General features: G+C 35.2%; 13 protein-coding genes. 5 read left to right on the top strand and 8 right to left on the bottom strand.

Going from position 1 to position 19,613, the window contains the following annotated elements:
• Positions 1–85: 85 nt before the first annotated feature.
• Together rnr and rpiB are read right to left on the bottom strand one after the other, a co-directional pair.
• Entirely contained in the window at positions 86–2,239 is a 2,154-nt protein-coding gene (gene rnr / locus JNG87_RS05185) for a ribonuclease R (protein ID WP_202842162.1), read from the bottom strand.
• Positions 2,240–2,579: 340 nt separating this feature from the next.
• Complete coding sequence (gene rpiB / locus JNG87_RS05180) at positions 2,580–3,014, bottom strand: ribose 5-phosphate isomerase B (RefSeq protein ID WP_202842160.1); 435 nt, start codon at positions 3,012–3,014, stop codon at positions 2,580–2,582.
• A gap of 643 nt (positions 3,015–3,657) precedes the next feature.
• Here rpiB and JNG87_RS05175 point away from each other — a divergent pair.
• On the top strand, positions 3,658–4,848 hold the full coding sequence (locus JNG87_RS05175; RefSeq protein WP_202842158.1) for a phosphoglycerate kinase: 1,191 nt from the start codon (positions 3,658–3,660) through the stop codon (positions 4,846–4,848).
• 1,325 nt (positions 4,849–6,173) lie between these two features.
• Here JNG87_RS05175 and JNG87_RS05170 read toward each other — a convergent pair.
• The 6 genes from JNG87_RS05170 to JNG87_RS05145 all read right to left on the bottom strand — a co-directional run bounded on the left by JNG87_RS05170 (position 6,174) and on the right by JNG87_RS05145 (position 14,945).
• Positions 6,174–6,995, bottom strand: coding sequence for a class I SAM-dependent methyltransferase (locus JNG87_RS05170; RefSeq protein ID WP_202842156.1), 822 nt, complete (start codon positions 6,993–6,995; stop codon positions 6,174–6,176).
• 115 nt (positions 6,996–7,110) lie between these two features.
• Positions 7,111–8,973: a tRNA uridine-5-carboxymethylaminomethyl(34) synthesis enzyme MnmG gene (gene mnmG, locus JNG87_RS05165; RefSeq protein WP_120232317.1), complete on the bottom strand. Its 1,863-nt coding sequence runs from the start codon at positions 8,971–8,973 to the stop codon at positions 7,111–7,113.
• Positions 8,974–9,120: 147 nt separating this feature from the next.
• Entirely contained in the window at positions 9,121–9,540 is a 420-nt protein-coding gene (gene ybeY / locus JNG87_RS05160) for an rRNA maturation RNase YbeY (protein WP_034694045.1), read from the bottom strand.
• Positions 9,541–9,545: 5 nt separating this feature from the next.
• Positions 9,546–11,705 (bottom strand): patatin-like phospholipase family protein, encoded by a 2,160-nt coding sequence (locus JNG87_RS05155; RefSeq protein ID WP_110008959.1) that lies wholly within the window; start codon positions 11,703–11,705, stop codon positions 9,546–9,548.
• Positions 11,706–11,707: 2 nt separating this feature from the next.
• Complete coding sequence (locus tag JNG87_RS05150; RefSeq protein ID WP_202842154.1) at positions 11,708–14,155, bottom strand: bifunctional UDP-N-acetylmuramoyl-tripeptide:D-alanyl-D-alanine ligase/alanine racemase; 2,448 nt, start codon at positions 14,153–14,155, stop codon at positions 11,708–11,710.
• A gap of 202 nt (positions 14,156–14,357) precedes the next feature.
• Complete coding sequence (locus tag JNG87_RS05145; protein ID WP_062672824.1) at positions 14,358–14,945, bottom strand: thymidine kinase; 588 nt, start codon at positions 14,943–14,945, stop codon at positions 14,358–14,360.
• A 61-nt stretch (positions 14,946–15,006) separates the two neighbouring features.
• Here JNG87_RS05145 and JNG87_RS05140 point away from each other — a divergent pair, with 61 nt between their 5' ends.
• The 4 genes from JNG87_RS05140 (at position 15,007) to fabG (ending at position 19,596) form a co-directional block, all read left to right on the top strand.
• Positions 15,007–16,485, top strand: coding sequence for a hypothetical protein (locus JNG87_RS05140; protein WP_202842152.1), 1,479 nt, complete (start codon positions 15,007–15,009; stop codon positions 16,483–16,485).
• Between the two features lie 2 nt (positions 16,486–16,487).
• On the top strand, positions 16,488–17,162 hold the full coding sequence (rsmI, locus tag JNG87_RS05135) for a 16S rRNA (cytidine(1402)-2'-O)-methyltransferase (RefSeq protein WP_047377914.1): 675 nt from the start codon (positions 16,488–16,490) through the stop codon (positions 17,160–17,162).
• Positions 17,163–17,168: 6 nt separating this feature from the next.
• On the top strand, positions 17,169–18,680 hold the full coding sequence (locus JNG87_RS05130; RefSeq protein WP_202842150.1) for a WG repeat-containing protein: 1,512 nt from the start codon (positions 17,169–17,171) through the stop codon (positions 18,678–18,680).
• A 172-nt stretch (positions 18,681–18,852) separates the two neighbouring features.
• Positions 18,853–19,596: a 3-oxoacyl-[acyl-carrier-protein] reductase gene (fabG, locus tag JNG87_RS05125; RefSeq protein WP_041461954.1), complete on the top strand. Its 744-nt coding sequence runs from the start codon at positions 18,853–18,855 to the stop codon at positions 19,594–19,596.
• Positions 19,597–19,613 lie beyond the last annotated feature (17 nt).

The raw sequence follows: 19,613 nt of genomic DNA, 5'->3' as shown, positions 1-19,613 counted from the left end.
TACATTTAGAAAATAAAAGGCTGACGGTTTGGTAACACATCAGCCTTTATAATTTTATCAACAGTCTTCTTAAAGACTTAATTCTTTACTTCACAATCTGGAAGTCAAGCTGCTTCTGAATCAGATTGGCTTTCACCACCTTAATCTGAACTTCATCTCCAAGCTGGTATTTATTTCCATGTCTTATTCCGTATACAGCATGGGTTTTCGCATCATACATATAGGAATCATCCACAAGGTCTCTTAATTTGATCAAACCTTCAGCACCATTCTCAGGAATTTCAACCCAGAAACCAAACTCTGCCACTCCGGAAATTACTCCACTGAATGTTTCTCCCAGATGTTTTTCCATGAATTTCACCTGCATGTACTTAATGGAATCTCTTTCCGCATCTGCTGCCAATCTTTCCATAGCACTGCAGTGTTTTGCCTTTTCTTCAAGCTCACCTCTGTTTGGAGATTTTCCTCCATCCAGATAATGCTGAAGAAGACGGTGTGCCAGCAAATCGGGATAACGACGGATAGGAGAGGTGAAGTGACTGTAATACTCAAAACCTAAACCATAGTGACCGATTGGTTCTGTAGAATACACCGCTTTGCTCATACTTCTCATCGCAAGGGTTTCAATCATATTTTCTTCCCCTTTTCCTTTTACATCATGAAGAAGTTTATTCAAAGACGCAGCCACTTTTTTGGTATTGGCCAAATCCATTTTATATCCGAAAGTAGCAACGAAGTCTCTCAACGATTCCAGTTTTGCAGGATCCGGATCATCGTGTACCCTGTAAATAAATGTATTGTTGGTGATCTCACCTTTTCTTGAAAGGGATACAAATTCTGATACTTTTTTATTGGCTAAAAGCATGAATTCTTCGATCAGGTGATTGGAATCTTTACTGATTTTAAAGTAAACCCCAACCGGCTCATTATTTTCATCAAGATTGAATCTTACTTCACTTCTGTCAAAAGTAATGGCTCCTTTTCTCACACGTTCATGACGCATTATTTTGGCCAGCTTATCAAGTGTATTGATCTCTTCAGCCAGATCTCCCTGTCCGGTTTCGATACGCTCCTGCGCTTCCTCATAAGTAAATCTTCTGTCTGAATGAATAACCGTTCTTCCGAACCACTGCTTTTGAATTTCAGCATTATCATTCAGTTCAAAAACTGCAGAAAAAGTATATTTATCTTCATGGGGACGAAGTGAACAGACATCATTACTCAATACTTCCGGCAGCATCGGCACAACCCTGTCAACAAGATATACCGAAGTGGCTCTCTGATAAGCTTCATCATCCAGAATAGTTCCCGGAACTACATAATGGGATACGTCTGCAATATGAACCCCGATTTCCCAGTTTCCGTTTTCAAGCTTTCTTATAGATAAAGCATCATCAAAATCCTTCGCATCCTTAGGATCAATCGTAAAAGTACAGATATCACGCATATCCCAGCGTTTTGCAACTTCTTCATCTGTGATGCTTCTGTCGATTTTATCTGCGTCTGCTTCTACTTCCGGTGGAAACTCATAAGGAAGACCATATTCTGCAAGAATAGAGTGGATTTCTGTTTCATGTTCTCCCGGAGCACCCAGCACCTGAATGATTTCTCCTTCCGGATTTTTGTCACCCGGCCTCCATTCTGTCATTTTTACAATGACCTTATCACCATCTTCAGCATTGTTGAACTTTCCTTTCGGAATAAAGATATCTGTGTTGATTGTTTTTTTATCACAAACCACAAATCCAAATTCCTTGTGGGTAACCTTCTGAAATGTTCCTACAAATTCTGTTCTGGTACGCTCCAAAACTTCCAGGACAGAGCCTTCCAGCTTCTTTCCTTTATAATGATAAGTTATAATAAGAACCTTATCTCCCTGCAGCGCATCCTTCACATTTTTGGAATGAACGAAGACATCATCTTCCAATCCTTCCACACTTACATAAGCATTTCCACTTTGGTTGAAATCAATAGTTCCGGTAAGCGTTCCTGCGATTTTCAGGTTCACGATATACTTTCCTTTTTCCACTTCTTTAATCTTTTCAGATCCCTGAAGTTTATGCAGTGCCTGGATCACAAGTTCTCTTTGTCTTGGATTTTTGTAATCTATTCCGTCAGCGATCTGCTTATAATTATAAATTTTGGATGAATTTGCATTCATAAAACGGAGGATCATTCTTCCGATCTCCATCATTTTTAAATCATTTTTATGACTTATATATTTTCTTTTTTTTGGCATTTTAATTTTCTTTTAATTGTTTTGGTCTTATCTCAAATAAAACCTTTTTCTAAATCTTCCTTATTCGTTCCTTTGTATAAGGTCATTCAATTTCATCATTAGAATCTTTCCGTAAATCATCAGAAATTATCTTTCAGTTTACTTACAACGGGAGCTTTAGTTTTGTATAAATTTAATACAATTCTGGAGAAGAAAAGAGAAAAACCTTCTATTAATATATTTCAAATATAAGAAAGGCTTTGGAGAAAAATAGAGTATAAATTTCTATCGGACACTGCAAATGTACGAATAAAAAATAAATAAGGCTTGCAAAGTGATTTACAAGCCTTATTTTATTTATTTAGCAAAATGCAATTTTGTCAACTCTGTTCTGGTGTCTTCCACCTTCGAAGTCTGTTGAAAGAAATTGATCTACAATTTCCAGCGCCAGTTCTTTAGCTATAAATCTTGCCGGCAGTGAAATCATATTGGCATCATTATGCTGTCTTGCCAGTGTTGCAATCTCCGGCATCCAGCACAAAGCACATCTTATTTTCTGGTGTTTGTTCGCAGTGATCTGAACTCCGTTTCCGCTTCCACAGATCAGGATTCCCAGCTCATTTTCTCCGTTTTCCACAGAGGTTGCGGCAGGGTGTACAAAGTCCGGATAATCCACACTGTTTGTGGAAAACGTTCCAAAATCCTGAACTTCAAACCTTTCTGAAAGGTAGTTCTTAACAATCTCCTTATATTCATAGCCGGCATGGTCTGCTGCGATCGCAATTTTTCTTTTCATAATACTCTTATTAAGCTTTATTAGATTCTATTTCCTTACAAAGGTAAGAATAATAACAATTCGTGTTAGTAAACCCTGAGTTAATTGTGAAAAGGTATGTGAATAACTGTGGAAAACTTTTCTCAACTTTCTATTTTTAAAGATCAATTTATTTCGTAATAGAAATTCTTTCCGAAGATTTTTACCACAACTTTCCAGATGTTTTCTTCAGCTATCCCCAGATTTTTCCATAATAAAATAACTAATAACGGCTTCATTTCAAAGTTATCAACATTTGTTAATAAGTGTTTGAAATAGCGGGTTTACAGGAATTTATATTGTGAGTTAAATATGAATTAGATACAAGTTGAATGTTATCAATTATTATCATAAAACTTATCCCCGAAATTCACAACACTCAACAACAACTACATTATTTTTTTTTTAAAAAGAGAAAAAATTGTTGATTAATGGGTGATTGGGTTCGGGGAAAGTTTTTGAAAACTTTTATTTTAATCAAACTGTTGAAAAAGTTTAAAACCTTACATTTGTGAAACAAAAATTCAATGAGATTTATGAAATTGTTCTTGCGAGATTTTACCAAAAGCTAAAACGGATTTCTGCAGGACGGTCTCATAAGGCTTAGCAAAAAATAAATCTATTTATGAAAACAATCAATGATCTTAATTTTAAAGATAAGAAGGCTCTGGTAAGAGTGGACTTCAATGTTCCGCAGGATGATCAACTGAAAGTGACAGACAATACAAGAATTGTTGCTGTGAAACCTACAGTGGAGAAGATCCTTAATGATGGTGGTTCTGTCATCTTAATTACACACCTTGGAAGACCTAAGGGAGAGGTTAAAGATGAATTTTCCCTTAAACATATTGTAGGCGAAGTTTCTTCTGTTTTAGGACAGGAAGTAAAGTTTGTGGATGAATGTATCGGAGAGAAAGCAGAGCAGGCAGCTGCCGATTTAAAACCTGGGGAAATCTTATTATTGGAAAATGTACGTTTTCATAATGAAGAAGAAAAAGGGGATGCTGCATTTGCGGAGAAACTTGCAAAGTTAGGAGATGCTTATGTAAATGATGCATTTGGTACAGCGCACAGAGCTCATGCTTCCACAGCAGTAATCGCTCAGTATTTTCCATCAACTAAATATTTCGGTTTGCTAATGGCTAAAGAGCTTCAGGCTATCGATAAAGTATTGAAAAGTGGGGAAAGACCTGTTACAGCTATTTTAGGAGGTTCTAAGGTTTCAACTAAAATTACCATTATAGAAAATATTCTTCCTGCAGTAGATAATCTGATCATTGGTGGAGGTATGGCATTTACTTTTATTAAGGCACTTGGAGGAAAAATTGGTAATTCTCTTGTAGAAGAAGATAAGCTTCCTTTGGCACTTGAGATTTTAGGAAAAGCTAAAGAGCATAAAGTAAAAGTATATCTTCCTTCTGATGCTATCATTGCTGAAAGCTTTAGTAATGATGTGGAGAGAAAAGAAGCTGATATCTATGCAATCCCTGAAGGATGGATGGGACTTGATGCGGGTCACAAATCGAGAGATCAGTTTAATGATGTATTGTTGAATTCAAGGACTATTCTTTGGAACGGGCCTATCGGGGTTTTTGAAATGTCAAACTTTGCTGGTGGTACAGTTGCTTTAGGAGAGAGTATTGCTGAAGCAACAAGACTTGGTGCTTTCTCTTTAGTTGGAGGAGGTGACAGTGTTGCTTTTGTTAAGCAATTCGGATATGCTGATCAGGTAAGTTATGTTTCTACCGGCGGTGGAGCAATGCTTGAAAGTCTTGAAGGACTTGAGTTACCAGGGGTAGCAGCAATCAATAATTAATAGAAAAGACAAGATATTGTAAAGCCTGCTAATTAAATTAGCAGGCTTTTTTTATTTCTGAAATATATAGAAAATCCTTTATTGATCGGTATTTCCATTGTATTTTAGATATAACTTTTAGTTATATGTGATTAAATTGAATTCTCTTTCAACTGCTTAGGATTTTAAAGTATTTTCTCTTGTCAGAATCTTGCTTGATATCTACAGAATTTTACTGTTTTTTTTTCTATTCTTTAAACAGAATTTTTGGAGATTATTGGCTCATTTTTTTGCTTTATAATATCAAAATTGTAGAAAGGTTAATGGAATTTATTGATCAATTTTCTGGTAAATTTTACCCGATGACAGATCTCTATTTTAAAAGCAGTTTTGATAGTTTTTTATTTTGATATTTATTTTTCAGGTAGTTTTTTCATAGGTGTAGGTAACCTAATTACTGAACTATAGATTTTATTTTTGAAATAGGGTAGATTTACTTTTTCTTTCTTGCTTAAAACAATATTTTATATCTAACTTATTTCATATAATCGTGAAGACTCTGTATTTTATTGAATTTCAACAAATAAGCTTGTTTATTTTGTTTTTTAGATGGTTTGATTTAGCTTTGATTATTTCTTAAGTACTGTAAAATGAACCAATTACCAGATTTTCTTATGATATTTATAGTAAGAAAAAATTAGGTAGTTTTTTGAAATACTTTTAGCATTGAAATTTTTCTAAGAATTAATTTCTGACAAAATTTTACAAACTCGCTTTATTGTTTTCTGATATTTTTATATTTTGTCATTATTCTTGATGAGAAGGGTAGGGCAGTTCTTATTTTCATTTCCTACATCTTTTGAATCAATTTAAAAATAAATGTCTTGTCTGACTGCTGGTTTTTATTTTTGCCTGAAACTCTGAAAAATTGACCTTCATAAATGCCTTTAAAATCGATTTTCTGTTTTTTTTGGGAATTTATATGCTGATTTATTTTTAGCAGGAAATACTATTGTTTTTGGGGAATTTTATTTTCATAATTTGTTTTTTTATATTTTTTTCTCTTTTAATGCCCGTAGAAAGATTGTATAATATTGTGACGTGATTTTCAACTTTAGATTGATTTTGGATTGTTCTTTGAATATTTTAAAAATAGAGTAGGGGATAGGTCTGTTAATTTTAATAAAGATAATCAGATTAAAAAAATGCATTTAAAGTTGGTAAAGAAATTATTGATTGAATAGATATAAAAAAATAAAACTCAGAAGAAAAAATCCTGAGTTTTTTGTTTTTAAGTTTAAAATTGCTGAAAATTGACCTTCATAAATAGGTCAAAAATCGATTTTCTATCTTTTTTCGATAATGTATATCAAACTTGAAAATTCGTTCGAAAATAATGCCTTTACGTTGGAAATTGTTCCAAAGATCACTGCTTTTAGCCAAAATAAGGGTGATTTTTTGTATTTTTCGCTCAACATAGAGATATAATATGAATCAAGAACCAAAGGTTTGATCTTTCTCATTTTCCAGTCAGGATTTTTGGAAATCAGGTTTTCCATACCGTTCTTTGAAAAATGATAGATATGTCTTGGAACATCATAAGCGGCCCAATATTCTTTATAATGTTTTGCATCATAGGAAGTAGGGTTGGGTACTGCAATAACAAGTATTCCTTTTTCTTTTAATTTTTGATGAAAAACAGCAAGCATTTCGTCCTGATTCTCGATGTGCTCAAATACATGCCATAGTGTAATAGCATCTAAGGTATTTTCCTCAATTTTGTTAATATCATCTAAAATAGAAGCCTTGGTTATTTTTCCCTGTGCTGCTTTTCTGGCATCAGAATCCGGTTCAAATCCATAGGTTTCAAAATCATTTTCAATATATTTTACAAATTCTCCTGCGCCGCATCCATAGTCCAAAACTTTTGATCCTTTTTTTATTCTGTCTACCAGTATATTTTTTTTATACTGCAGATTAAAAGACTGAAGAAATTTATAAAGTTTCTCTTTTAAACTTCCGGAATCCTGGTGGTGAGAAATATAATCTTCACTTTCATAATATCTGGAAATATTGGATGGAATAGGAGTAGTTTTAAAAACTCCTTTAGTTTCTGTTTCTTTAATTTCAAATATTTCCTGTGAAAGAAAATGATCTTTTATTTTCATTGAAGTAAATATCTTTTATATGATAAAAAAATTAAGATATTCAGAAGTGTTTTACGCTTATAAATACCTTAATTTTTGTTTGTTATTTTTTAATGTTTCACGTGAAACATTTTTATTAACGACCTAAATAAACCAATAAAACATTAATATCAGCTGGGGAAACCCCACTTATTCTTCCTGCCTGGGCAATAGTCTTCGGACGAACGTTAGACATCTTCTGCTTTGCTTCTGCAGAAAGGCTGGAAAGCTTCGTATAATCGAAATCTTCAGGAATTTTAATATTTTCCAGACGATTCAGCTTTGCAACGTTTTCTTTTTCTTTCTCAATATATCCTTTATACTTAATATTGATCTCTGCCTGCTCTCTTACTTCATCATTATATTGGGTAGAAACTTCTTTAATAAAATCAATTTCATCCAGTTTTTCTAACGTCATATTAGGTCTGGTAAGGATTTGTGCTGCTCTGTACGCCTGATCAACAGGGCTGCTTTCGATAGATTCCAGGACAGGGTTAATAATACCTGGTTTTAAAGAAGTTTCTCGAAGGAATTCTTCAAGTGATTGACTTTCAGATACTTTAGTTTCGACGCGTCTTAATCTGTCTTCTTTTGCCAGTCCTAGCTGATATGCTTTTTCTGTTAATCTGATATCGGCATTATCCTGTCTTAAAAGGAGTCTGTATTCTGCACGGGAAGTAAACATTCTATAAGGTTCTTCAGTTCCCTTTGTGATTAAGTCATCAATCAATACTCCAATATAAGCTTCATCTCTGTTTAGGATAAAATCTCCCTTTTCATGTACTTTATTATGTGCATTGATTCCGGCAATTAATCCCTGGCCGGCTGCTTCTTCGTATCCGGTTGTTCCATTGATCTGTCCTGCGAAATATAAATTATCAATTAATTTAGTTTCCAGCGTATGTTTCAATTGGGTAGGAGGGAAGTAATCATATTCAATAGCGTAACCCGGACGGAAAACTTTTACATTTTCAAATCCTGGTATATGTTTCATCGCTTTGATCTGTACATCTTCCGGGAGAGAAGAACTGAATCCGTTGACATAGATTTCCACAGTTTTCCATCCTTCCGGTTCTACGAAAAGCTGGTGTCTGTTTCTTTCTGCGAAACGGTTAATTTTATCTTCAATGCTTGGACAGTATCTTGGGCCTAAACTTTGAATCGTTCCATTGAACATTGGACTTCTGTCGAAACCTTCTCTTAAAATATCGTGTACCGTTTCGTTGGTATATACGATATGACAGCTTAGTTGTTTTGTTAGTTTCGGAGTGTCAAGATAACTGAACTTTTGAGGATTTTCATCTCCTTTCTGTTCTTCCATTTTTGAATAATCCAAACTTCTTCCGTCTACTCTTGGTGGAGTACCGGTTTTCATTCTTCCTGCCTCGAAACCTAAAGTGACCAGTTGTTCTGTAATTCCAAAAGCTCTCGGTTCACCCATTCTTCCTCCTCCTAATTGTTTATCTCCAACATGGATTAATCCGTTAAGAAAAGTTCCGTTTGTAAGAACTACAGATTTTGCTTTAATCTCAATTCCTAAAGAAGTAACCACTCCGGCTACTTTATTATTTTCAACAATCAGTTGTTTCACCATATCCTGAAAGAAATCAAGATTGGGAGTATTCTCTAATGCTAAACGCCATTCTTCGGCAAAAAGCATTCTGTCATTTTGTGTTCTCGGAGACCACATCGCAGGACCTTTTGAAAGATTCAGCATTTTGAATTGGATCGCAGATTTGTCTGCCACAATTCCGGAATATCCTCCCATTGCATCAATCTCTCTTACGATCTGTCCTTTTGCGATTCCGCCCATTGCCGGGTTGCAACTCATCTGTCCGATGGTCTGCATATTCATTGTAATAAGCAGTGTTTTTGAACCCAGGTTAGCTGCTGCTGCTGCTGCCTCACAACCTGCGTGTCCTGCACCTACTACTATTACATCATATATTTCTGAAATCATTTTTATCTCGCTTGTTTTAAGCTTTAAACCTTATCTTTATAACCAATGTTTCACGTGAAACATTTTTGGAGAATGTACTCTAGGTAAACTTATATTGTTGCTAGAATAGAGTACTTTAGATGTGGGACTTTAAGTGATTCTTCAATTTTAAAACTTTAAATCCCTGTATTTATCCAGGTACAGATCTTCCATTCTCCGCATCTCTTTTTCTTCCTCTTCCGTCTTATCTTTATAGCCTGCAAGGTGTAAAATACCGTGGGCTAAAACCCTTCTTAATTCTTCTTCATAATCTCGGGAAAGGGTAGAGGCGTTATCAGAAATGCGCTGCAAAGATACGAAAATCTCAGCGCTTATTGTCTTACCTTTTACATAATCAAAAGTGATGATATCTGTATAATAATCATGCTGCAAATAATCCTGATTGATCTTAAGAAGATATTCGTCATCACAGAAAATGTAATTGATTTCTCCTAATTTTTTTCCTTCTGAAAGAATAAGATCTTCCAGCCATTTTTTGTAATCTGTACTTACCGACTCTGGTAAGTTTTCGTAAAAGAACTGTATCATTTTTTTTAAAACCAGTGTCCTAAAATAACACTGAATATACCTTTTTGGTTATTTTTTAGGGAGTGGCTGAAGTTTACTTTTATCTGCCCGAAAGGAGATTTGTAACCAGCTGTAATTCCCAGTGAGCTATAATTTACTTTAACTGCATCCTCAAACTTGATATCGTTTGATAAGTTGGCAAAGGTAAAGTTTCCGCTGATAAAATAGTTTTTATTAAACTTAAACTGGATATCATTAGATGCCAGTATTACATTGTTTGTATACAACTGGGCGAAATAAAATCCACCAAAGCTTTTAAAATTGATGAGATTCTGCTCAAAAATTCCGCCTAATCTGTATTGGTAATAGCCTGGAAGGTTTTCACCGATAGTAACTCCTCCAAACAGATTGAGACGATAGCTGAATTGTTTGCTAAGCGGAATATTAAGCTTAAGGTCCGCTTTGATCTGAATGATTCTTTTATCAACTTCAGACTTTAAAAGATCTACAACCTTTCCTTCTGCTGCAAAATAAACCCCTTTTGTAGGGAATTCCTTATCATCCTGAGTGTCGGTCTTAATAAAAACATAAGGGTTCAGAAAACGGCTGTATCGCCTGTTATCTCCATTGCTGTTTTCTGCTTTAAAATAATCGTGGCTAATACCGCCGCCAATGGCAAATTTATCCTTCCAGGTCGACTGTATATAAGCTTCATTTCTGATCCATTCCCAGCGGTCTACTACATAATTATCTACATTCTTTATATCAAAGCTCATTCCTGATGAATAGAGCCCAACTCCCGGAATGTATCCGTTATCTACAAAATAATTAAGGTAATATCTGAGACGGTCTCCTACAACGAGATCAACCGAAAGGTTTGAATTTTTGAATAAAAGCCTTTTTGCAGAATAATTCAAAAGAAGTCCCGTTTTAAAAACTTCGTCATAATGCAATCCGAATTTTAAAAAATGACGGGCATCATCTTCAGTTACGTAAAGCTTCAGATAATTGGCGTCATTCTCCTGAACGATATCATAATTGATAAATTTGTAGTTGTTGGTAGCAACCAGTTTATCTATCATTTTATTAATGCTTCCATAGGTCTGCAAAGAGGGAAGGCGTAATCCCATTTTTCCCAGCGTGTAGTTTTTACCATAAATTTTGCTTCCTTCAATGGAAATACTGTCTATTTTATAAACATTGGAATATATAGGGTTCACCTGTTGTCTGAGGCGGTCAAATGATCTCTTTGGCAGCTGGTCTAATACCTGGGAATATTTCATACCTTCCACATATCCGCTGTCCAGAATTTTCTTTTTATCATCGTAGCTTGTAGCGGACATCCCTTTCAGATTGGGTTTAATATTGATATCTGTATATCTGTATTGTCTTCGGGTATCTCTTTTGATACCGAAATCTATGACCTGGTTCAGAATGGCTATAATATTGTTTAAATCTTCTCTTTTAGAAAGATCCTGATTAAGGTCCACACCAATGACGATGTCAATTCCTTTGTCCTTTAAAGGCTTTGAGGGGTAGTTTACCGTCATCGCTCCGTCAATATAAATGCTGTCCCCAATTTTTACCGGATCCATTAAAGAAGGGAACGCAGAACTCGCCATAATAGACTGTACGAGATCTCCCTTTTCAAAAATCTGCATATTGCCGCTTTCAAGATTGGTAGCGACACAAAGGAAAGGAATAGGCATTTTGGAAAAGTCCTCAATATTGGAAACGTTTTTAAAAAGTTCTTTCAGAAGATAAACATTTCTTTGTCCGGTACTGATAGAGGAAGGAAGTGTGATTTTACCGTTTTTGAGCGGAATGGATAAAAGATATTTGTCTACAGATTTATTGAAAAAGCTGGCTTCCTGCCGGGACTTTGGATCCATAATAAGAGAATAGAAATCCGTATCCATGACTATTTTTTCTATTTCTTTTCCGGAATAGCCTGCGGCGTACAATCCGCCTACGATGGCTCCCATACTCGTTCCGGAAATGTAATCCACTTTCACTCCCAATGAATCCAGCACTTTAAGAACTCCAACATGTGAAAATCCTTTGGCTCCGCCACCGGCCAGAGACAGGCCTATTTTTGGATTCTTCGGAATTACCAGATTTTTTTTTACCTGAGAATGGATCAATAACAGTGGGAATATGAAAAGCAGAATCAGGAGTTTTCTCATAGTTAATCTTTTATATAAATCCGTTTCACCCGCGGGGAAATGGAGGTTAATACTTCATAGGTTATCGTTTTGCAGTATCCTGCGAATTCTTTTAAGCTTGGTTTGGCGTTGAAAACAGTTACGGTATCACCTTCTTTTACGTTGGGAATATGGTCTACATTAATCATCATCATATCCATGCAGATATTTCCAACGATGGGTGCCAGTGTTTTATTAATTCCGACATTTCCTACCTGATTTCCGATCAGTCTTGGAATTCCGTCTGCATATCCTACAGGAATCGTTGCAATTCTTGTAGGATGATCTGCTTTATATCTTCTGCTGTAGCCTACAGATTCACCATTTTCAACGGTTGATATCTGTGAAATTACGGTTTTAAAGCTTACCACAGATCGTAATTGTTTCTGAATTTCAGGATCTGCAGATTCTCCAAGCATTCCGATACCAATTCTTACCATGTCATGCTGATGATCTTTATAGCTTGTGATTCCTGCTGAATTCAGGATGTGGCGTATAGGAGTGTAGCCTAATTTTTCAATAAGATAGCTGGAATTTTTTTCGAAAACCTCCAGTTGTTTTAAAGTGAATTCTTTTTCTTCAGGCATATCAGAAGAAGATAGATGACTGAACATACTTTGAACCTTTACATTTTTATGGCTTAAAGTTTCGTTTAATTGATCCAGCTCAAAGTCTTTAAAACCAAGACGGTGCATTCCCGTTTCCAACTTGATATGGATTGGATACTTCTTATCATATCCGGATTTCTGAACCGCTTCATAGAATAATTCCAAAACTCTGAAACTGTAGATTTCAGGTTCAAGGTTGTATTCAATAATTGTCTGATAACTGTGCTGTTCGGGATTCATCACAATAATAGGAGTAGTGATTCCTTTTTTTCTGAGCTCTACACCTTCATCTGCATAGGCTACCCCAAGATAATCTATATGATGATGCTGAAGAAATTCTGATACTTCAAAGCTTCCCAGCCCGTAAGCGTTGGCTTTCACCATTGCCATCATTTTAGTTCCCGGCTTCAGCAATGATTTATGATAGTTGATATTGTGAAGAATTGCATTAAGGTTTACTTCCAATACCGTATCATGCTTTCTGAGTTCAAGAATATCTTTCAGTTTTTCGATCTCAAATTTTCTGGCTCCTTTGAGCAGAATAATCTGATTTTCTATTTCAGTAAGATGTTTGCTTTCAATGAGCTCTTTAGTATCAATAAAAGTATATGTTTTAGTTTTAAATAATTCACTAAAGTTTGATATTTCATCACCAATTAAGAAGACAGAGTCAAAATTTTGCTCATTCACCAGTTCAGAAACTTCTTCATATAATTCTTTGGCGTTGGAGTTTACTCCTACAATATCTGTTAAGACCAGTGATTTTTTAGATTTGTTGTATTCATTCAAAAACTGCAGGGCAGTCTTCAAAGAGTCGAGGTCAAGATTAAAAGAATCATTGATGATAATATTGCCTTTAATTCCTTCAATGGCTTCAAGCCTCATTTCAACGGCTTTTAAAAGGTTGATTTTTTCAACGATCTTTTTATTTTCGATATTCAGTTCCTTAAGCACGGAGATAAGCGCCATAGCATTGGTTAATGTAGCTTCGTCTCTCTGATGCGCAGGAAAACTGATTTCTTCACCCAAATATTCAACAATGATGTTTTCATCTTTGGAAATATTGTTTTTGATGAAAACCTGATTCTCTTTTTTAAAACCGTAAGAAATTAATTTTTTATCAGAATAGGATTTTTTAATTTTTTGATCAACCAAAAAATTATCTCCATTATAAATGATCACTTCAGAATTTTTGAAAAGAATAATTTTTTCATTAATCAATTCTTCCTCGGAAGAAAAGTTGGCCGCGTGAGCAGTTCCGATATGCGTGAGCAGTCCGATCTGAGGGTGGAAAATATTTTCAAGTTTTTCCATTTCATGCGGTTTTGAAATTCCCACTTCAAAAATTCCCAGTTGATGAGAATTGTTGATTTGAAGAAGAGACAGCGGAAGGCCGATCTGGGAATTAAAACTCTTAGGGCTTTTCACTGTAGGAAATTCATTCCACAGACATTGATAGAGCCATTCTTTTAATATAGTTTTACCATTACTTCCCGTAATCCCGATGGATTGTAAATGAGAATGTTCAAAATGATACTTTGCTAACTTTTGAAGAAACTCTACAGAATTTTCAACAATGATCCAGGTTATATTTTCAAACGCCGGATAATGATGTTCAGAAATAATGACATTGATTCCCTTGTCCATTGCAGACTCAATAAATTTTTCACCGGAATTTTTGTGAGTATTGATCGCAATGAAAGCTGTATTCTTGATAGAATAAATAATCCTGCTGTCGTATGCTATATTTTTGATCAATAAACTTCCGTCACCAATGAACTGTGAATTGGTGATCTCTGCAATGTGTTGTACTGTATAATTCATTGGTACCCTTTCTGCTTTTTTTAGCGAAACGGCAAAAGGTAAAATAGTAAAAGGGCTAAGATTTATGACATCATCCGGTTTTTCCTTTTTAAATATTTTACAGTGTAGCTTTTTCGCTTTTCATTTTATATTAGTGAATATATTTTACGGTTTATAGCAAACAGTTTTACAATTTAGTGATTTCGTCGTCTGCTTTATCCGATTATTTTCTTTTTGAAAGTACTTCGTCAATAAAAACACGGCGGCTTACTGCTTCATAACTTTCTGTTTCTCCCAGTTCCACCAGATTATCTCCCTGTGAAGTTCTCATCGAGTAGTTGGCAAGATTACCGGTTCTCTTACAAATAGCATGCACTTTTGTAACATACTCTGCAGTCGCCATCAAATTGGGCATTGGTCCAAATGGACGACCCAAAAAATCCATATCCAATCCTGCAATAACGACTCTGATCCCGCTATTGGCGAGCTGGTTGGCAACATCAACAATGCTTTCATCAAAAAACTGAGCTTCATCAATGGCTACTACATCACAATTGGAAGCCAGCAGAAGAATTTCATTAGGGTTTTCTACTGCTGTACTGCGGATTTTATTCTGATTATGGGAAACTACATCTTCTTCAGAATACCGTACATCCATTTTGGGTTTAAAAATTTCCACATTCTGTCCTGCCATTTCCGCTCTTCGCAATCTGCGGATAAGTTCCTCGGTTTTACCGGAAAACATAGAGCCACAAATTACTTCCATCCAACCACTTTGTTTGGAATGATTAATTGTATTTTCTAAAAACATTTGTTAAATTAGCCGTATATTTTTAACATCAAAAGTAAGCAATTTTAATAAGAATCTTATTATGCAGAATATCCAAGATTTAAAGGAAAAGATTTTTTTTGAATCCATGAATATCATTGATAATCTGGACAAAATAAGTAATATAGACGAATTACTTTCCAAGCAAGATCTTGTAGATGAGCTTGCTAACAGGATTTCTTTTTTGAAACTGCTGGAAAAAAATATCGAATACTTCGTAACAGATAATACGGCACAAAATCCGGAGCATCAGTATGTCTCTTTTGTTTCAGGAGAAACAGAACATCATGATACAGGAAGTGAAGTAACCGAAGAGGAGGCTATTTTCAATAATGAACTGAACGAAATTGATGAAAATGAAGTTTTTTCTGAGGAATCTGAAGAAGAAGCCGTTTTCAATAATCAGCTGAATGAAATTGTTGAAAACGAATTCCATGAAAATATCGTAAGCTTTGTAGAAGAAAATAAGACTGAAAACGCACCTGAAAATCAGGAACAGGATTTTGGAAATGAAACGCTGGAAGAAGAAGCAGTTTTTAATAATCAGCTGAATGAAATTGATGAAAATGAAATTTCAGAAGAACAAAGAGCTGTTCTGAGTTTTGTGGATGAGGATAAAATCCTTGCAGATTCTACACCGGATTCGGATGAAGATCTTAACGAAGATCTGTTTTATAATGAAGTAACAGCAGAAGAAGCGGTTTTTAATAATCAGCTGCATGAAATAGAAGAACAGGAATCACTAATTTCCGGAGAGGAATCGAAGAAAGAACCTGAGTATGCGGTAGCAGATGATGTGAAATCTTCCGTTACAGAAACCATTCCAAGCATTTTTGATACAGAGACGCTGGATGATGAAATACTGATTGAAGAAAACGAAGAACAATTTGTGGCTTCAAACATTTCCATAGAACAGGGAGAAATGGCTACAGAGACTTCCAATGTAGAAAATATTCTGAGTGAGATCAAAAATGACCACTCTGAAGAACCTGTAAAAGAAGAAAGTATTCTTGCTGAAGTCTATGATCGCAGAAAGATTGTCGAAATCGACAAGTCTGTTCCCGAAGAAACAGATAAACATCGTTCCGATGAAAGCTTCGAAAATTTAGAAGAATACCATCGGGAGAAAAAAATAAAATTAGCCAATATCAAAGGAATGAAGGCTGTTCAGTCACTTTTTGATGACGACCACCTGGAACTTTCCAAGGAAGAAAAAACAGCTCCTGTTGTTAAAGAAGATACAGGAAGTATTCTGAAATCCAATATTCCAACCCAATTCATGGAAGCAGATAAGCTGAAACCTGAATTTAAGCTGGATCTGAATGACAGACTTGCCTTCACGAAGATGCTTTTTGAAGGAAGCCAGGCAGATCTGAATGATACCGTTTATCAGCTGAACCAATTCAGAACACTGGAAGAAGCCAAAGAATACCTGAGTGATCTGTACTATGACAGAAAATGGAATAAGGTGGATGAATATGCACAGAGACTTTGGATATTGGTGGAAAATAAATTCTTATAATTTTGAGCGGAATTCTATATTTTGTTCCCACACCCGTTGGGAATCTGGAAGATATGACATTCAGGGCAGTAAATGTTCTGAAAGAAGTAGATTATATTTTATGTGAAGACACCAGAACTTCAGGAATACTTTTAAAACATTTTGAGATTTCCAAGCCCTTAAAGTCTTATCATTTACATAATGAGCATCAGGCAACGGAGAAAGTGATTACAGACCTTAAAAACGGGCAGAATATTGCTATTATTACCGATGCAGGAACTCCCGGTATTTCAGATCCCGGATATTTGCTGGCCAAAGCAGGAGCAGATAATAATATTGACATGATTTGCCTTCCCGGAGCTACGGCGCTCATTCCGGCACTTGTTGTTTCGGGGCTTCCTAATAATGAATTTCTATTCGCAGGATTTCTGCCGCAGAAAAAAGGAAGACAAACCAAACTGAAGCAGCTTGCAGAAGAAAAAAAGACCATCGTTTTGTACGAGAGCCCTCATAAGATTAATACCACTCTGGAACAGATCAAAGAATTCTTCGGAGAAGAAACCAAAGTAAGCTTAAGCCGTGAGATTTCTAAGAAATTTGAAGAAACTAAAAGAGGAACAATCAATGAATTAATTGAGTTCTCCAAGAGTAAAACTTTAAAAGGAGAGATCGTCCTTATTGTCAATAATTCTATTTAATTTTCTTTGAAAAAATTAGTTTTTGTATTGTGTTCTGTAGTCTGTACAGCACAAACTAACCAATATATGAAGGTGATCCTGTCGAAAAAGACGGGGAAAGAAATCAGTTCTTATTCTGAAGGATATGGAACATTCTACGATACTGATTATAAGAAACAGGGAATTGTGGATTCTTTGGGAACTATTACATTTGAATCTCCTTACAAAGGAAGTATTCTGCATGTTTTCAAAAACCGGTTTATTCTTTATTCTGAGGAAGGAAATGGCAGAAAATCAGCTGTTATTGACGAAAAGGGAAAAGAACTTATTCCTCTGAACGATCAGGAATTTAATACACCCTGGTGGAGTGAAGAATGCATTATTTCATCAAAACAGAATTCAGAAGCTGTTTATGATTTTAACGGAAAGGAAATCATTCCTTATTCGGAAAAAATCCGTTTTTCAGGGAAGAACAGACTTTTTGTTTTAAAAGATAAAAAATGGTTTCTGTATGATTTTAACGGGAAACAGCTCAGCACGCGGGAATTTAAAGAAGACTACAGCTTTGAAGATGACAGGGCACTTATCATTAATGAAAATGGAGAAAGTGAAATCATTGGTAATAACGGACAAACGCTGCATAAATTTTCTAAACAGGTTGTAAACATCAATGCTTATCCTTATCTGATTACTAAAAATAAAAGTACAGGAAAGTACGGTTTGATTGATGCAGAAGACAATACGATTGCCGAAGAAATCTTTAACGATATCACCCCGGAATATTTTGGCAAAAAAGAATATATCTATCTTACAAAAAACGGAAAGACAACAGTTTTCAGTAAGAAAGACGGAAAGCTGTATGCACAGACTTTTAAATATGTAAATCCTTTATTGGGTAATTTGTTCAGTGTTTATAATGATAAAGCAAAAAAATCCGGCATTATAGACCTGCAGGGTAACATTATTTTTCCTCAGGAATACGATTTTATCAAAAGTTTTACTATTTCCGGAAAAGATTTTATTTACCTTAAAAAAGAAAATGAAGAACAATTCTTAGATAAAGATCTTAAAAATATTGTAGGAGACGGAGTTCAGATTTTCGGGTTTTATCCCGACAATCTTATCATTGGAAAGCAGGACCGCTATTATAGATTTTCTGTAAAAGATCATTCTATATCTGAGTTGAAAAATATCAGCGAGATTAAAAATGAAGATGTTGACTATTTTAATCCTCTTAATCAATATTCAAAACCTTTGGTCTGCAGAAACACAGACAACTTTTATGGAATCCTGGATGGGAAGGGAACAGAAATTGTACCGTTTGTATACGAAGATATTATCACATTCGGAAATGCTGAAAACGAAATTGTCGTGAAAAAAGAAGGAAAATTTGGGGTTTCCAATTTTCAGAATGAGCCTTTGAAAGACATTATTTATGAAAAATATTTCTGGCAGAAAGAGGTATTAAGACTGGATAAAAGTAAAAAAACAGACTTTATTTATTTCACCAGATTTAAAAATAATTATGTTCAACTTTAATGAAAATCCTGATATTCATCAAAAAAAAGCTAGTATTTTGACAATTTAAATGGGTTGAATAACATTTTATAATATCTTTGCAAACCGTTTAATTCCAGAAAGGAATTGTAGAAACATGAAGAGGCAGCTGTCACTAGCTGAACGAGTTATAAAAAAATAATTGTCAATAGATATGAAAATATTAGAAGGAAAAGTAGCACTAATTACCGGAGCTACAAGAGGAATCGGTAAGGGAATTGCTGAAATGTTTGCTCAGCAGGGAGCAAAAGTAGCATTTACCTACGCTGGCTCTGTAGACAAAGCAAAAGAATTAGAAGCAGCTTTAAGTTCTGTAACCCAAATTAAAGGATATCAGTCTGACGCATCAGATTATGATGCTGCTCAGAAATTGGTGGAGGAAGTGATGGCAGAGTTCGGGCAGATTGATATTTTGGTAAACAATGCAGGGATTACAAAAGATAACCTGTTGTTGAGAATGTCCAAAGAAGATTGGGATAAAGTAATCAAAGTAAACTTAGATTCAGTTTTCAACCTTACAAAGGCAGTAATTAAGCCGATGATGAAGGCAAGATCAGGATCTATCATTAATATGACTTCTGTAGTAGGTGTGAAGGGTAATGCCGGACAAGCCAACTATGCAGCTTCTAAAGCCGGAGTGATCGGGTTTACAAAATCTGTGGCATTGGAATTGGGATCAAGAAATATCAGATGTAATGCTATTGCTCCCGGATTTATTGAAACAGAAATGACGGCTGTTCTGGATGAAAAAACCGTTCAGGGATGGAGAGAAGAAATTCCAATGAAGAGAGGAGGTCAGCCAGCGGATATCGCCAATGCATGTGTATTCTTAGGCAGCGAAATGTCTGCATACATTACCGGACAGACGTTAAACGTTGACGGTGGAATGTTAACATAACAATATAAAAAGGCTGC

This window comes from Chryseobacterium cucumeris, from assembly GCF_016775705.1.
Taxonomy (GTDB): domain Bacteria; phylum Bacteroidota; class Bacteroidia; order Flavobacteriales; family Weeksellaceae; genus Chryseobacterium; species Chryseobacterium cupriresistens.
The sequence above is the reverse complement of the archived record's forward strand: the minus strand, read 5'-3'. Positions and strand labels throughout refer to the sequence as shown.

Excerpts from the sequence above, each read along its gene's own strand:
- rnr (WP_202842162.1), bottom strand. The coding sequence starts at position 2,239 with ATGCCAAAAAAAAGAAAATATATAAGTCATAAAAATGATTTAAAAATG.
- rpiB (WP_202842160.1), bottom strand. The coding sequence starts at position 3,014 with ATGAAAAGAAAAATTGCGATCGCAGCAGACCATGCCGGCTATGAATAT.
- JNG87_RS05175 (WP_202842158.1), top strand. The coding sequence starts at position 3,658 with ATGAAAACAATCAATGATCTTAATTTTAAAGATAAGAAGGCTCTGGTA.
- JNG87_RS05170 (WP_202842156.1), bottom strand. The coding sequence starts at position 6,995 with ATGAAAATAAAAGATCATTTTCTTTCACAGGAAATATTTGAAATTAAA.
- mnmG (WP_120232317.1), bottom strand. The coding sequence starts at position 8,973 with ATGATTTCAGAAATATATGATGTAATAGTAGTAGGTGCAGGACACGCA.
- ybeY (WP_034694045.1), bottom strand. The coding sequence starts at position 9,540 with ATGATACAGTTCTTTTACGAAAACTTACCAGAGTCGGTAAGTACAGAT.
- JNG87_RS05155 (WP_110008959.1), bottom strand. The coding sequence starts at position 11,705 with ATGAGAAAACTCCTGATTCTGCTTTTCATATTCCCACTGTTATTGATC.
- JNG87_RS05150 (WP_202842154.1), bottom strand. The coding sequence starts at position 14,155 with ATGAATTATACAGTACAACACATTGCAGAGATCACCAATTCACAGTTC.
- JNG87_RS05145 (WP_062672824.1), bottom strand. The coding sequence starts at position 14,945 with ATGTTTTTAGAAAATACAATTAATCATTCCAAACAAAGTGGTTGGATG.
- JNG87_RS05140 (WP_202842152.1), top strand. The coding sequence starts at position 15,007 with ATGCAGAATATCCAAGATTTAAAGGAAAAGATTTTTTTTGAATCCATG.
- fabG (WP_041461954.1), top strand. The coding sequence starts at position 18,853 with ATGAAAATATTAGAAGGAAAAGTAGCACTAATTACCGGAGCTACAAGA.